The 15,306-nt window shown below is 52.4% G+C and carries 12 protein-coding genes; 11 read left to right on the plus strand and 1 reads right to left on the minus strand.

The window, feature by feature from the left end:
• Positions 1 to 60: 60 nt before the first annotated feature.
• Positions 61 to 816 (minus strand): formate dehydrogenase accessory sulfurtransferase FdhD, encoded by a 756-nt coding sequence (fdhD, locus tag NSS79_RS15615; RefSeq protein WP_342440381.1) that lies wholly within the window; start codon positions 814 to 816, stop codon positions 61 to 63.
• A 270-nt stretch (positions 817 to 1,086) separates the two neighbouring features.
• On the opposite strand from fdhD, the gene smc reads away from it, so the two are divergent.
• The 11 genes from smc to hrpB all read left to right on the plus strand — a co-directional run bounded on the left by smc (position 1,087) and on the right by hrpB (position 15,291).
• Positions 1,087 to 4,656: a chromosome segregation protein SMC gene (gene smc, locus NSS79_RS15620; RefSeq protein ID WP_342440046.1), complete on the plus strand. Its 3,570-nt coding sequence runs from the start codon at positions 1,087 to 1,089 to the stop codon at positions 4,654 to 4,656.
• A gap of 67 nt (positions 4,657 to 4,723) precedes the next feature.
• Positions 4,724 to 5,722, plus strand: coding sequence for a signal recognition particle-docking protein FtsY (ftsY, locus tag NSS79_RS15625; protein ID WP_038591243.1), 999 nt, complete (start codon positions 4,724 to 4,726; stop codon positions 5,720 to 5,722).
• Positions 5,723 to 6,177: 455 nt separating this feature from the next.
• The gene (locus NSS79_RS15630) at positions 6,178 to 7,641 is read left to right on the plus strand and encodes a circularly permuted type 2 ATP-grasp protein (protein WP_342440047.1); all 1,464 of its coding nucleotides are present in this window, start codon (positions 6,178 to 6,180) and stop codon (positions 7,639 to 7,641) included.
• A gap of 67 nt (positions 7,642 to 7,708) precedes the next feature.
• On the plus strand, positions 7,709 to 8,662 hold the full coding sequence (locus tag NSS79_RS15635; RefSeq protein ID WP_342440048.1) for an alpha-E domain-containing protein: 954 nt from the start codon (positions 7,709 to 7,711) through the stop codon (positions 8,660 to 8,662).
• Positions 8,659 to 9,525 (plus strand): transglutaminase family protein, encoded by an 867-nt coding sequence (locus NSS79_RS15640; protein WP_038591251.1) that lies wholly within the window; start codon positions 8,659 to 8,661, stop codon positions 9,523 to 9,525. Before NSS79_RS15635 ends, NSS79_RS15640 begins: the two co-directional genes overlap by 4 nt.
• Before the next feature lie 207 nt (positions 9,526 to 9,732).
• Complete coding sequence (locus NSS79_RS15645; RefSeq protein ID WP_038591254.1) at positions 9,733 to 10,542, plus strand: SDR family NAD(P)-dependent oxidoreductase; 810 nt, start codon at positions 9,733 to 9,735, stop codon at positions 10,540 to 10,542.
• 65 nt (positions 10,543 to 10,607) lie between these two features.
• Positions 10,608 to 10,751 (plus strand): hypothetical protein, encoded by a 144-nt coding sequence (locus NSS79_RS15650; RefSeq protein ID WP_342440049.1) that lies wholly within the window; start codon positions 10,608 to 10,610, stop codon positions 10,749 to 10,751.
• A gap of 169 nt (positions 10,752 to 10,920) precedes the next feature.
• Positions 10,921 to 11,715, plus strand: coding sequence for a DUF2087 domain-containing protein (locus NSS79_RS15655; protein WP_342440382.1), 795 nt, complete (start codon positions 10,921 to 10,923; stop codon positions 11,713 to 11,715).
• Positions 11,716 to 11,764: 49 nt separating this feature from the next.
• The gene (locus NSS79_RS15660; RefSeq protein WP_038591260.1) at positions 11,765 to 12,148 is read left to right on the plus strand and encodes a GIY-YIG nuclease family protein; all 384 of its coding nucleotides are present in this window, start codon (positions 11,765 to 11,767) and stop codon (positions 12,146 to 12,148) included.
• 65 nt (positions 12,149 to 12,213) lie between these two features.
• Entirely contained in the window at positions 12,214 to 12,612 is a 399-nt protein-coding gene (locus NSS79_RS15665) for a DnaJ family domain-containing protein (RefSeq protein WP_342440050.1), read from the plus strand.
• Between the two features lie 189 nt (positions 12,613 to 12,801).
• Positions 12,802 to 15,291 carry an ATP-dependent helicase HrpB gene (gene hrpB, locus NSS79_RS15670; protein WP_342440051.1) on the plus strand — a complete coding sequence of 830 codons (2,490 nt, stop codon included), beginning with the start codon at positions 12,802 to 12,804 and terminating at the stop codon, positions 15,289 to 15,291.
• Positions 15,292 to 15,306 lie beyond the last annotated feature (15 nt).

Here is a 15,306-nt window from a genome sequence, read left to right on the forward strand (position 1 = left end):
AAAAAATTGTAACAAAAGTAAAAATAGAGAACAGTGAGTTTTGTGCTTGAAATTTGAGTTTCATGGAGGGGGGAAAGCGGGACAGCCGGAGATACGATCCGGACGGGTATACACATTACATGAATTCTGACGAATGAAACCAACGGTGGTGATTCCTAACTGTTCGGCCAGCTCAAGCGCTAGTCCGGTGGGGGCAGATTTGGACAAAATCATTTCACAGCCTATTTTGGCTACTTTCAATAAGATTTCCGAAGAGATCCGTCCGCTGAAAACAACAATTTTGTCATTGAGTTTCAAATGTTGCTTCAGGCAGTAGCCGTAAATTTTGTCCAGTGCATTATGACGCCCAATGTCGCTGCGGGCCAGCAGCACACCGCCGGCATCGCAAATTGCAGCAGAATGGACGCCACCGGTGCGGTGGAACAGCTCTGATCCCGTTTGCACTTCCTCCATTAAGCGGAAACAATCGTCGAAAGAAAGTGACACATGTACCCCGTCCGCAATTTTGGCCGTTCTGGCATCATTAACGTAGACGAAGCCATGCCGGCTTGACCCGCAGCAGGAAGTTACATATCGCTTGGCGAACAGCTGACGGTGTAATGGGCTTAAGTGGTCTATAGTTACGTGGACGAAACCTTCTTCTTCCTGACTCCAAATCGCCTTGATATCCTGGAACCCTCTAATGATTCCTTCGGATGCCAAATAACCGATAACCATGTCCTCGATATATTCAGGCGTGCATACCAGAGTGACGAATTCATCACCGTTTATTTTGATTGTGACCGGATGCTCCGTAACGATAAGATCTTCTTCCATCGTAATATGTCCACTGCGGTAACGTATAATTTCCCCATGCCGCTCGGATCCGAGTTCCAATGCAATCACCCTTTTTCGTTAGAAATTGAATATCTCAACATTTCCATTAAATGATAAATAATACCATCTTAAAACACACTATTACTACATCACTTTTCCTAAAAAGTGTCAATTTAATATCTCACATACAGCCTTTGCGTTCTTCATGAATCAGAGCTATTTTAGGAGTTGAACGCTATGGTATAATGGGTCAGAGGTGATAGGCGAGTTATGTTTTTGAAACGGATTGAATTAGCGGGCTTTAAATCATTTGCCGACAAAACGGAAATGGAATTTGTACGCGGCATAACGGCCGTCGTTGGCCCGAACGGCAGCGGCAAAAGCAATATTTCCGACGGCATCCGCTGGGTGCTCGGTGAACAGAGCGCCAAATCGCTGCGCGGCGGCAAGATGGAGGATATTATCTTTGCCGGAAGTGATGCACGCAAAGCCGTGAATTACGGTGAGGTGTCGCTCACGCTGGATAATGAGGATCATGTCCTACCGCTCGATTTCAGCGAAGTTACAGTAACGCGCCGTGTGCACCGCAGCGGTGAAAGTGAATATTTAATCAATAAGCAGGCTTGCAGGCTGAAGGATATCACAGAGCTGTTTATGGATACCGGCATCGGACGTGAGGCTTATTCGATTATCGGACAAGGCCGGATTGAAGAAATTCTGAGTACGCGTTCCGAGGATCGCCGCGGTATTTTTGAAGAGGCCTCAGGTATTGTTAAGTATAAATCACGCAAAAAAGACGCGGGCCGCAAGCTGGACGAAACCGAGCAGAATCTGCTCCGGATTCATGATTTGATCAGCGAGCTGGAGGATCAGGTAGGTCCGCTCAAGGATCAATCGGAGAAGGCCATCCGCTATAAGGAGCTGCGCGAGCAGCTGAAACAGCTGGAAATCTCCGTGTACGTGCATCAGATAGAAGGCATTCATACCGCCTGGAAGGAAGGCAATGCCCGGCTTGAAACGCTGCAGGTCGAACAGCTTGAGCTGTCCACCGTCGTTTCGGCCCATGACGCCAAGCTGGAGAGCGGGCGTTCTGAGCTTCGCGCGCTGGAGGCACAGGTAGAACAGCTGCAGGAACAGCTGCTTCGTTACAGTGAAGCGAATGAGAAAAGTGAAGGTTACGGCGAAGTGCTGAAGGAGCGCAAGCGCAACCTGGAGAACAACCGCGAGCAATTGATGCTTACACTGGGCTCGGTAGGAGAGCGCTCAGAGGGTAGACAGCGCGAGCTGGCAGAGCTGGAGCATAAGCTGCAGCAGTCAAGACAGGCTCTGGAGGAGCTGCGCGCTCAACTGGCAGATGAGGAAGTCCGGCTGGAAGGAGTGGCCGGCGGGATTAGCCAAAGCAAGGAGGAGAAGCTGAAAAGCGCCTTGCTTGAGCTGATGAACCTGATGGCCCAGGCCCGCAACGAAATTCGATACGCGGATCAGCAGAAGGAAGCCTTGGAGCGGCGGATGAGCCGCAGCGTTGAGGAAAGCGGCAAATGGGTTGCGCGGCTTGCGGAGTTGTCTGCTTCGCAGAAGGGTCTGAAGGATACCATTGCCACACTCGGCAAAGAGATTGGAACGCTGCGCGGCGCCTACATCACGGAAAGCGAGCAGACCAGCAAACGCCAGAAGCTGCTGGAGGAAACGCAGAGCGGACTCCGTAAATGGGAACAGAAGCGCGAAGCCCAGGTTTCCCGGCATGAGACGATGAAGGAAATGCAGGATGATTTTGACGGATTTATGCTTGGAGTCAAAGAGGTCCTTAAGGGAGCGCGCAAAGGCCAGCTAAGCGGTGTGCACGGTGCAGTAGCGGAGCTGATCTCCGTGCCGGAACGGCTGGAGCTGGCTGTGGAAACAGCGCTAGGCGCATCGCTTCAGCATGTGGTTATGGATAATGAAGCCGTCTCCCGTCAAGCAATCACCTTCCTGAAGCAGCGCCAGCTGGGACGGGCTACATTTCTGCCGCTGGATGTCATCCGGCCCCGGCAGATTACCGGCAGCGACCGCAGTATGGTGGAAGGTGCGGAAGGATTTGTCGGCATCGGCAGTGATCTGGTCGGTTATGAGGACAAATATGCAAGCATTGTCGGCAGCTTGCTCGGAAATGTCGTTATTGCAGAAAGTCTGGAACAGGCTAACCGGATCGCCGCCAAATGCCAATACCGCTACCGTGTAGTTACGCTGGAAGGCGATGTTGTCAATGCCGGCGGTTCGATGACCGGGGGCAGTCAGCATAAGAAGAACAACAGCCTGCTGAGCCGTAAACGCCAGCTCGACCAGCTGTTCGGAGAAATTGAAGAAAGCGAACGTCAGATTGCCAAGCTGAAGCAAGGCATTGCCAAACTTCGCGAGGAGCAGGAGAACGCTGCGAAGAAGCTGGAGCAGCTGCGCCATGACGGTGACGAGAAACGTCTGGAGGAGCAACGGGTCTCCGGTGATTTGAAGCAGCTCGAACAGGAACTGCGCCATGTTCAGGAGCAGGTGGATGGTGCGGGTGCCGAACGCAGCGGCTTTGAGAGTGAAGTCCGCAGTCTGGACGAGAGCCGCAATCAGGCGGTTGCCGAGCTTGCAAGGCTGGAGAAAGAAGAGAAGGATGCCCATGAAGCTATCCGCAATGCCGAATCGGAGCGTAAGGCGAGTGAAACGGCTAAGGAAGAGCTGCAGGGTAAGCTGACCGGCATGAAGGTAAGTGAGGGGAAGCTGGACCAGGAGATTTTCTCACTGGAGGAACAGCTTAGACGCATGAGGCAAGATGCCGGATCGCAGGATAAAGAGCTGCGCCAGAGCCGCAGTCTGCTTATGACCATCGAGAAGGATCTCGAAGAGAATTCACGCGAAGCGGTCAAACAGAAGGAAGATCTGAACAACTACCGCCTGAAGAAAGAAGAGACGGCGGGTACGCTAGATTTGGCGCGCGCTGAACGGGCGGCGTTAACCCGCAAGCTGGAGCTCGCCGAAGGTGAAACCAAAGACCAGCGGCAGGCTTTAAAGGCCGTGGAGGACAAGCTGCGTTCCACCGAGGTAGCTGTAGGACGGCTTGATGTTGAGCTGGACAACATTCTCCGTAAACTGAGCGATGATTATGAGCTGAGTTATGAACTGGCGAAGCAGCGTTATCCGGTTCCCGAAGATGTGCCGGCTGCACAGCTGGAGGTGCAGCGTCTGAAGCGCAGTATATCTGCGCTTGGCGAAGTGAACCTGGGGGCCATCGAGGAGTATCAGCGCGTGCATGAACGTTATACTTTCCTCAGCAGCCAGAAGGATGATCTGGTGGAGGCCAAAACAACACTTTACCATGTCATTCATGAGATGGAAGAAGAGATGTCCAAACGCTTCAAGCAGACCTTCGATGCCATCCGCCGTGAATTCGGCACGGTTTTCTCGAAGCTGTTCGGCGGCGGACGGGCGGACCTGATGCTGCTTGATCCCGAGCATATGCTCGACACAGGCATAGATATTGTCGCCCAGCCTCCCGGCAAAAAACTGCAAAATCTGCAGCTGTTATCAGGCGGTGAACGCGCATTGACCGCTATGGCACTGCTGTTTGCCATCCTGCAGGTCAAACCTGTGCCTTTCTGTGTGCTGGATGAGGTGGAAGCGGCACTGGATGAAGCGAACGTAGTCCGCTTTGCCCAGTATCTGCGCGAGTTCTCGGAGCAGACACAGTTTATCGTGGTTACCCATCGCAAAGGAACCATGGAGGAAGCGGATGTGCTGTATGGTGTAACGATGGAAGAAGGCGGCGTATCGAAACTTGTCTCGGTGAAGCTGGAGGATGAGGAAGCGGAGATTGCCTAAATGAAAGCATTGTATTTCGGAAATGAACCGGGGAATCTGGTGTCTTAACGATAAGAGGAGGAAGAGCATGAGTTTTTTTAAGAAACTGAAAGAAAGTATTTCCGGTAAAACCGAAACGGTTACCAAACAGTTCCGCGACGGTCTGGAGAAAACCCGCAAGGGTTTCGTTGAGAAGGTATCCGACCTCATCATCCGCCGTAAAAAAATAGATGAAGAGTTTTATGAGGAACTGGAAGAGATTCTGATCGGTGCCGATGTCGGGGTAAATACGGTAATGTCGCTTGTTGAAGAGCTTCGGGCTGAAGTGAAGCAGAAACGGATTGAGGATGCCTCGGAGCTGCAGCCGATCCTCTCCCGCAAACTGATGGAGCTGCTGCGCGGCGATGACGACAACAGTCTGAAAGAGAATCCGGACGGAATTACCGTTATTCTGTTCGTCGGCGTAAACGGTGTCGGCAAGACAACAACAATCGGCAAGCTGGCACACCGCTACAAACAGGAGGGTAAAAAGGTTCTTCTCGCCGCAGGCGATACCTTCCGGGCCGGAGCGATTGAGCAGCTTGAGGTCTGGGGCCAACGGGCTGGTGTTGACGTCATCAAGCAGCAGGCGGGCTCTGACCCGGCTGCAGTGATGTTCGATGCGGTGCAGGCAGCCAAGCAGCGGAATGTGGATGTGCTGATTTGCGATACGGCGGGAAGACTGCAGAACAAGAGCAACCTGATGGAAGAGCTAAACAAGATCTTCCGGGTCATTCAACGTGAAATTCCCAGCGCTCCGCATGAGGTGCTGATGGTGCTGGATGCGACTACCGGTCAGAATGCCTTGACGCAGGCGAAGCTTTTTGGTGAAAAAAGTGGCGTTACCGGCCTGGTGCTGACCAAGCTGGACGGGACCGCCAAAGGCGGAATTGTTGTGGCGATCCGCCAGGAAATGAATCTGCCGGTGAAGCTGGTTGGACTGGGCGAGAAAATGGAGGATTTGCAGCCATTTGATTCCGGACAGTTCGTCCATGCCCTGTTCGCCGGGATGATCTCTGACGAAGATCAGAAGGAAGCGCAGGAGTAACTCGCCGCAGGCGCTTCAAACGAGGATGAACTGTGATTACCATAAAAGCCCTGCAGAACGATTCACGTTCTGCAGGGCTTTTGTCATGACCGATTGTGTGAAAAAAGCTGCCCCCTCTTAAATAGAAGGAACGGGTGCTTTTATATTTGGATACTTATATTAAAAAAACATTATATGAAAAATTCATAATAGTACTGCTTGTCAACTCACCTGCATACAATTCAATGTATAATTCACTTTCGCGCTCCCGAAAACTAAACTCATGAGAAAGGAAGCGACTCCACAAATGCTGGATGGGGTATAAACTCCATTTTGTTGTTATATATATTGACATGAACAATATCATTTACGTATTATGAGAGTAGTATTTAATATTTTCATACTTAATTCGTAAATTACGAACCAGCTTGTCAACAAACTTTACACATTATAATGATCCGAAAGGAGTCGGGCTCATGTCCAAACTTGATCCTTTGCCCGGTCTGTCTCCGTATCCGCTGCAGCATTTCTATGATGAAATGTATGCCGGTGAACGGAGCATCCGTCCTCATTACAAACATGTGAACCGCATGTTTTCCGGGATGAGCCCTGAAGAGCTGCAAGGCAAGCAGAAGCTGCTGCAGCGCCGGATGATGGAAGAAGGTATAACCTTTACGCTGTACAACCCGGCACAGGATCATCCGATGGAACGAACGATTCCTTTCGATATGATTCCGCGGATTATCCCCAAGGGGGAATGGGAGAGGCTTGAGGCTGGCATTGTCCAGCGGATTACGGCTTTGAACCTGTTCATCCATGATATTTACCACGAGCAATACATTGTAAAAGACGGGATTGTCCCGCGCCGCATGATTATCTCCAACTGTTATTTCCGGCCGGAGATGGCGGGACTGCGAGTCCCCGGCGGTGCTTATGTCACTACCTCGGGCATTGACCTGATCCGCCATCATGACGGAGAGTATTATGTGCTCGAAGACAACCTGCGTACTCCTTCCGGCTTTTCCTACCTGTTTAAAGGCAGATCACTCATGAATCAGCTTTTCCCCGAATTGTCTTTCGCCAGCTCTATCCGGGATGTGGATCATAGCTTAAACCGTTTTCTGTCTGTGCTGCGGAGTTTATCTCCGTCGAGGACCAAAGATCCGGTTATTGCGCTTCTGACCCCGGGAGAATATAACTCCGCTTATTATGAACATGCTTTCCTGGCACAACAGATGGGCATTCATCTTGTAGAAGGCCGTGATTTGGTGACCCAGGACCACAAAATTTATCTGAAAGAAATGAATAGGCTGCGCCGTGTCGATGTGTTGTACCGCCGTTTGGATGATGACTATATCGATCCGCTGGCGTTCCAGCCCAGCTCCCTGCTCGGTGTCGCCGGACTGATGAATGCCTACAGGGCAGGCAACATTGCCATCGCCAATGCACCGGGAACCGGAGTAGCCGATGACAAAGCCATGTATGTCTATGTTCCAGATATGATCCGGTATTATCTCAATGAAGAGCCGATTCTGGGCAATGTCCCCACCTACCTGTTATCACGTCCGCAGGAACGCCAGTATGTGCTCGATAATCTTGCGGAGATGGTCGTGAAAGAGACCTCACTCTCCGGCGGCTATGGCATGCTGATTGGAAGTGAAGCTACCAAGGAGGAACTGGTTGATTTCCGGCTCAAGATCCTCGCTGACCCTGCCCGTTACATCGCCCAGCCGATTATGTCGCTCTCAAGAGCACCGGTATTGTCAGGAGGGACAATGGCTCCGCGTCATGTTGATCTCCGTGCATTCGTACTCATGGGTGCGGACCGCAAACCGCATGTGATTCCGGGAGGGTTAACCCGGGTTGCCATGAAGGAAGGCTCGCTGGTCGTGAATTCTTCACAAGGCGGTGGGGTCAAGGATACCTGGGTAATGGCCTAAGGAAAATGCATATTGCGTCTGGATCATAAAATGCCGAATCACTATGTTAGATGAGGGAGTGGCGAGGATGCTGAATCGGAATGCGGAGGCTTTGTTTTGGATCGGCCGGTATATTGAACGGGCAGAGAATCATGCGCGGCTTATCGATGTGCATTATCACATTCAACAGGAAGAGGACTTCCAGGAGGAAGGACATAAATGGTCGAGGCTGATTGATGCGCTCGGGGTCAGAAATGAATACCTGCGGCAATTTGACAGCTTTTCGGAACAGGATGTATTGTCCTTCATTACGCTGGATCTGGGCAATTCCAATTCTTTATTCTCTTGTGTTCATCAAGCGCGCAACAATTTGCGCACCTTGCGTCAGCATTTGCCAAGCGAGCTGTGGGATATTGCCAACGGTTTTAATCTGTGGCTCGCAGAGCAGTCGGTAGTGGATATTATGCGGGGTCCGCATCATTTCTATCAGCAGGTCAAAGAGCGGGCGGCGATGTTCCTCGGGGCTGAGCAGTCTATCATGCTGAGGGGAAATGAATGGCATTTTATTGAGAGCGGCCGCTTTCTGGAACGGGCAGAGAACACGACACGGATTCTGCAGGCAGTCACTGTACAGTGCAAGTCTAAGGATATTAACGCAATTTATACCCAGCTTCAGGCGGTGCTGAAATCCGTGAGCGGATATCAATCCTTCCGAAGGTATTATGCAGATGCCATGTCACCGGAGAGTATTCTGGAGTTCCTCATTGTGAATGCCTCTTTTCCGCGTTCGATCCGCTTTTCATTCCATAAATTGGAGGAGCATTTAGCCAAGCTCGAGCTGGATACTTCTGAGAAGGGCTCCGGGCATGAGAAGGTCATTCGCCAGGCCGGAAAGATCAAAGCAGAGCTGGATTATATGGAGAAAGAAGAAATGTCCGGCGATCTCGTCGAGGATGTGCTGCATTCGCTGATGTTATCATGCCTGAGACTGGGCAAAACGATGGAAGGCGCCTTTTTTCGCCGTGAAGGAGTGCGGGTATGAAAATTCAGATCCATCATACGACCACCTACAGCTATCCCGAGCCGGTTACGGACAGTGTCAATGAAATCAGGCTGACGCCGCGCACGAATTACCGCCAGTCCTGCTACCATCATGAGGTTGAGGTGTTTCCCCCCGCCAATTTGCTGACTTACGAGGATTTCTTCGGCAACCGGGTTCATGCTTATTCTGTGAACAAGCCGCACACGGAGATGGTCATTCATACGAAGGCGACCGTAGTGACTTTAGATAAAGCACAGGGTAACGATCTGCCGCATCTTCCGCTGGAAGAGCAGGTGAGACTGCTCAATGATGAGAAATTCCAGAACCGGTATGTTGAGTTCATCTTGCCGACGCGTTATACGGAAGTGACTCCTGAGCTGGTTGAATTTGCTTCACAGCATCCCTTTGACGAAGCCGATGATATGTACGAGTGGACCAAAAAGCTGTCTTCGACCATCTACGAGCAATTTACGTATGATCCCGAGGCTACCAGTGTGAACACGACTGTGAAAAAAGCCTTAAAGCTGAAGCGCGGCGTCTGCCAGGATTACGCACACTTGATGATTGCGGTCTGCCGCAGTGTCGGTCTGCCTTCCAGATATGTTAGCGGGTATCATTTTGTTGGTGATTTGCAGGGAGCTAATGCCAATTTCGAGCAGGCTTCGCATGCCTGGGTGGAGACGCATATTCCCGGCACGGGCTGGCTTGGTTTTGATCCCACCAATAACGTGGAAGTAAGCTGGCGTTATATCAAACTTGGGCATGGCCGGGATTACAAGGATATTGTACCGGTCAAAGGTGTCTACCGCGGAGTATCGGGCACGCTCACCGTGAAGGTGGATGTCCGTCAGCTGGGAAACTAAATGTACAGAATCCAGGCCCCACATTGTGGGGCTTAGTTTTGTATCTGAATGAGACAAACGGGTTATATCCTCTTGTTTTGTGCATCTTTAGTGCAACTTGCTGCCTGGTTTGCACAAATTTTGCATAACCTGATTATAATCAAGGCCGATTTGGGTAATCTTGAAACAGAGCCACTTAGATGGACGAATCGGAAGGAGAGTGTACATATGAGCCCAAATATAGCTAAAAAGCAGCGTTTTCTTGGAAAAACAGCCATAATCACAGGTGCGGGCTCGGGAATCGGCAGAGCGACGGCGATTCAAATGGCGCGTGAAGGTGCAAATGTAGCCTTGTTTGATCTGGTGAATGAGCGTACTTCGATCCTGGAGCAGAAGCTGAATAAGCTCCGCAAGGATTGTGCACTGGCCATTGACGTAGACACCTCGGATGAGGAACGGATGAAAGAAGCAGTGCGCAGGACTGTTGAGCATTTCGGAGGTCTTGATGTTGTGTTCGCCAATGCTGGAATCAACGGAGCTGTGGGTCCGATTGAGGAACTCAGCCTTAGTGATTGGGAACGTACTATATCGGTCAATCTGACCGGAACCTTCCTGACGCTGAAGTACAGCATTCCCCATCTGAAGGATAAAGGGAAAGGGAGCATCATTATCACCAGCTCGATTAACGGCAACAGCAGATTTGCCAGCTTCGGCTGGTCCCCATACAGCACAACTAAAGCCGGTCAGGTAGCCTTTGCTAAGATGGCGGCACTGGAGCTGGCCAAGTTCAAAATCCGGGTCAATGTAATCTGTCCGGGTGCGATCTCCACCAATATTGATGAGAGCACGGAATTTAATGAGGATATGGAAGCTATCGTGATTCCGATTGAATTTCCGGAAGGGGCACAGCCACTCGCGGATGGACCGGGCAAGCCGGAAAATGTCGCGGATCTGGTTGCTTTCCTAGCCTCGGATGAATCCATTCATATAACGGGTGCACAGATTGTGATCGACGGTGCAGAATCCCTGTTGTCCTAACCCATACGCAGCAGGTGGTAATTCATCTGCTTCCCAGCAAACAGCCTTAACCGGTGATCAGATCAATGATCAGGGTTGAGGCTGTTTGCTGTGTTGTTCTTGTTGTAAACATACAGGTTATGGTCCATGCCTGGATTGACCCGGTATGCTATACGGTTGATTATGAGCTGCTGGGTGCATTGCTGAAACAAGCCTCAGCTACACTCTAGGGTAGTTTATAAAAAATCGGAGGCTGAACAATAAGAGGAATGAAACACTGCCGAAAGGTGGTGTTTTTTATTTTTTTTACAAGAACAAAAACCAAACAACCTAATTAGATAGTTGTAAAATAACAAACAAAATGATAATATGTTTATATTAAATAAAGTGGATTGGGTGATTGAGTTGCCGGAAGGAAAGGGTTCAGTCAGTATTTCGGAAAAATTCTGGAATGCCTCGATTGAGGAGCTAAAGCAAGGTTATATTTTTGAGACGCGAGACCGTTCAGGAATCTATACCTGTCTGGTATGCGGTGAAGAATATGAGAAGGGTATTATCTATAAGAATGACAACCATTACTATGAGGCAGAGAAATATGCTGCGCTTCATGTGGCCAATGTTCATGGCACCATGTTTAATTGGCTGCTCGGAATGGATAAGAAACTTATAGGGCTGACGGATCTGCAGAAAGGGCTGTTGCTTGCATTTCATCAGAGCCTCAGTGACGGGGAGGTTGCCAAGGAGCTAGGAATCGGCAGTACTTCCACGGTGCGGAATCACCGGTTCACACTGCGTGAGAAGGTCAAGCAAGCCAAATTGTTTCTTGCCGTCATGGAGCTGGCTGAGGAGAAACCGGGTGTTTCTTCACCATTTGTAAGTATCCCGCGCTCCGCTTCCATGATCGATGAACGTTTTGCTATTACGGAAGAGGAGAATGCCGAGATCCTTGGGACTTATTTTAAGGAGGGACTGGATGGCCCGTTATCCGAATTTCCCAAGAAGCAGAAGCGGAAAGCCGCCATTCTTCGCCAGCTGATTAAGAGGTTTGCCGCCGGCCGCAAATACAGTGAGAAAGAGGTTAACGCCATTCTGGGTGAAGCCTTCCCTGATCATGTCACTCTGCGGCGTTATCTGATTGATTATGGCCTGCTGGACCGCGAGGATGACGGCAGCAGCTACTGGGTTAAATTATAGAGCCTGTGCCCCGGGACAGAGCTTATTATTGAAGGAGAGATCAGGAATAATGGAAAAAGCAAGACGCAAAGAACTGGCCTATGATTATGCCCACTCTCATCGGCCGATGGGTGTGTACCGGATTGTGAATACGAAGAACGATAAGTCTTTTGTAGGCAGCAGTCTTAACCTGGAAGGCGTATGGAACAAGCATAAATTTATGCTCGATATTAATAGCCATGACAATAAATCGCTGATGGCCGACTGGGTAGAGTACGGGGAAGAGGCCTTCCGTTTTGAGATTCTGGAACAAATCAAACCGGAGGAGGATTTTGTGGCATCCGTGTCCGAGCTGGCCAAATACAGAAAGCAGCTTCCGGAGCTGGAGAGCAAATGGATGGACCAGCTGTCTCCCTATGGAGACCGCGGTTATCATAAACCCAAGCAGAAATGAAATGACATTCCGGCTGTGTTAAAATAAGAAGCAAAACGGGTTCTGAACACAAGGAGCGGTACGATATGGGCATGCTGTCATGGCTGGCGGAGCAGCGGATTCAGGAAGCGATGCGGAGCGGGGAATTCGAGGATCTTCCCGGGTCTGGAAAGCCGCTGGAGCTGGAGGACTTGTCGGGGGTTCCTGAGGAACTGCGGATGTCATTCAAGATTATGAAAAATGCCGGGCTGCTGCCGGAAGAGATCACACTTCGTAAGGAATGTGTAACTCTTGAGGAACTGCTGGCAGCATGCCGCAACAGCGGGGATACTGGTTCTGGTGAACAGAAAACGCTGGAGAACAAGCTCTCCATGAAGAGACTTCGGCTGCAGGAACTGCTGAGGCAGCGTGGGCTGGAGAGCAGCAGTTCCATCCTGGAGTACGGCGATAAAATTCGTCAGAAGCTGCTGAGTGAAGAAGAATAAGTCTGCGCCCGGAGGGGCGGCAGGCTTTTTTTGTCTTTCGGTATATGTGTATCCGGCTGTGAGTGTTGGAATGCAACTTTATGAGGCGTCTTGAAATTTAGGATCGTTTCGCCCATGATGATTAGGCAGGGTAGATGCAATACGCGCTGCCAATTATACCAAGTTAATCACAGATTATGGAGAGAAAAGATGAAACAGCTTCCTATTATGCAGGTGCTTCCTGACCTGAAATTGATACTGAATAAGAATAAAGCAGCTGTACTTATTGCCGAACCCGGTGCGGGGAAGACGACCGGAACCCCTCCGGCTTTTTTGAACGAGCCTTGGATGTCTGGCAAGAGTATTCTAATGCTGGAGCCCAGAAGGCTTGCAGCCCGTTCGGCGGCTGTTTATATGGCAGCCTGCCTTGGAGAGAGTGTGGGACAGACGGTAGGTTACCGGATGCGTATGGACAGCAAGGTTGGCAAAAATACACGGATTGTTGTTGTGACCGAAGGTGTGCTGACGAGAATGCTGCAAAGCGATCCTTCGCTTGGCGATGTTGGGCTTATTATTTTTGATGAATTTCATGAGCGCAGTCTTCATGCTGATCTCGGGCTGGCACTGACGCTGGAGGCACAGTCTGTGCTGCGTGAAGATCTGCGTATTCTCATTATGTCGGCTACACTGGATGGAGAACGGGTGTCGGCGCTGCTTGGCGGAGCTCCGGTAGTGGATTGTCCCGGCCGCACCTATCCGGTGGAGACGATTTATGTTCCGGGATCAGGCACAGCGCAACTGGAGCAAGCAGCGGCCATTGCAGTCCGCCGGGCCCTGGATGAGCAGCACGGTGATGTACTGGTGTTCCTGCCCGGCGAACGGGAGATCCGCCGTACCGAACGTGAGCTGCAAAGCGGGGCGCTTCCCCAAGGGACGGTGCTGCGGCCGCTGTATGGCCAGCTCCCGCAGGCCATGCAGGATGCGGCGGTGGCTCCAGCCGTGCCGGGTGAGCGCAAGGTCGTATTGGCAACTTCCATCGCCGAAACAAGCTTGACCATTGAAGGGGTGCGGACGGTGATAGACACCGGGCAGCGCCGTACGCAGGTATTCTCTCCGCGTACCGGCATGCCGCGGCTGACAACAGTGCCGGTATCGAAGGCATCGGCTGACCAACGCCGTGGCCGTGCCGGGCGGACTGCGCCGGGAGTCTGCTACCGGCTGTGGAGCAGCGAGGAGCATCAACGTCTTCCGGACGACAACGTGCCGGAAATCATGGAAACCGACCTGGCGCAGCTCGCGCTGGAGCTGGCGCTGTGGGGCGTGCGCGATCCTGCCGCGCTGCCCTGGCTGGATGCGCCGCCCGCCGCGCCTTACGCGCAGGGCGCTGCGCTGCTGCACCAGCTCGGCGCGCTGGATGCCGGCGGCGCCATCACGCCGCACGGCCGCAGCATGGCCGCGCTTGGCGCGCACCCGCGTGCCGCGCATATGCTGCTGCGCGCGGCAGAGCTTGGCGCCGCGCCGCTCGCCTGCCGGCTGGCGGCACTGCTGCAGGAGCGGGACCTCTTCAAGGGTCCCGCCGCTGCGGACAGCGACCTCACGCTGCGCGTGGAGGCGCTGTTGAGGTTTGAGCGCTCCGCCGGGACGGGCGGAGCGGACCCGGCGATCTTGCGCGCGGTGCAGCGCGAGAGCCGGAATCTCCTGGCGCAGCTGCAAGCCGCGCCGGAAGTGCCCCGAGACAGCAGCGGCACAGGACTGCTGCTGTCGTTCGCCTATCCCGACCGGGTCGGGCAGAAACGCGGCGATGGCGCGTTTCTGCTGGCCGGCGGCCGGGGGGCGGCGATGCGGGAAGGGCAGCCGCTGTCGCGTTCGCCCTATATTGTTGCCGCCGGCGTGGACGACCGCGCCGGGCAGGGGCGGATCATGCTGGCCGCAGATCTGCCTGAAGAAGAGCTGCTCCGTCATCATGCGGGCAGTTTTACAGAGGAACGGGAGGTTTACTGGGACAAAGAGAGCGGAAGCGTCAAAGCGCGCCGGCGTACGCTGCTCGGCGCTCTGGTATTGAAAGAGACCACGCATGAGCGGCCTACGGCAGAAGAGACGGAGGAAGTCCTGCTGGGGGTGATATCCGCAGAAGGTCTGGAGCTATTGCCTTGGGATAAAGGAACAGTGCAGTTGCGGCAGCGGATGGCATTCATGCATGGACTGCGGACGGATTGGCCTGATGTGGCGGATGAAGCCTTGCTTGGCTCGCTGGATGAATGGCTGAGGCCCTTCATCCAGGGCATGCGCAACCTGCGTGATCTTCAGCGTCTTCCCTTAAGCCGGGCACTTGAAGGAATGCTGGACTGGAACAGCCGACAGAAGCTGGACAAGGAAGCGCCGACACATATCGCGGTGCCCAGCGGATCTCGGATACCGCTGGATTACAGCAATCCGGGTGCGCCTGTGCTGGCAGTAAGACTCCAGGAGATGTTCGGGCAGGTAGATACACCGAGAATCGGCATGGGGCAAGTTCCTGTACTGCTGCATCTGCTGTCACCGGCGAGACGGCCGATGCAGGTCACCTCCGATCTGGCGAGCTTTTGGCGCAGTACCTATTTCGAGGTAAAGAAGGATCTCAAAGGCAGATATCCCAAACATTATTGGCCGGAGGATCCGCTGCAGGCGGCGCCTACAAACCGGACCCGTCCGGTTAAATAGGGACGATGAATCGTC

This window comes from Paenibacillus sp. FSL L8-0436, from assembly GCF_038593025.1.
Classification (GTDB): Bacteria; Bacillota; Bacilli; order Paenibacillales; family Paenibacillaceae; genus Paenibacillus_AQ.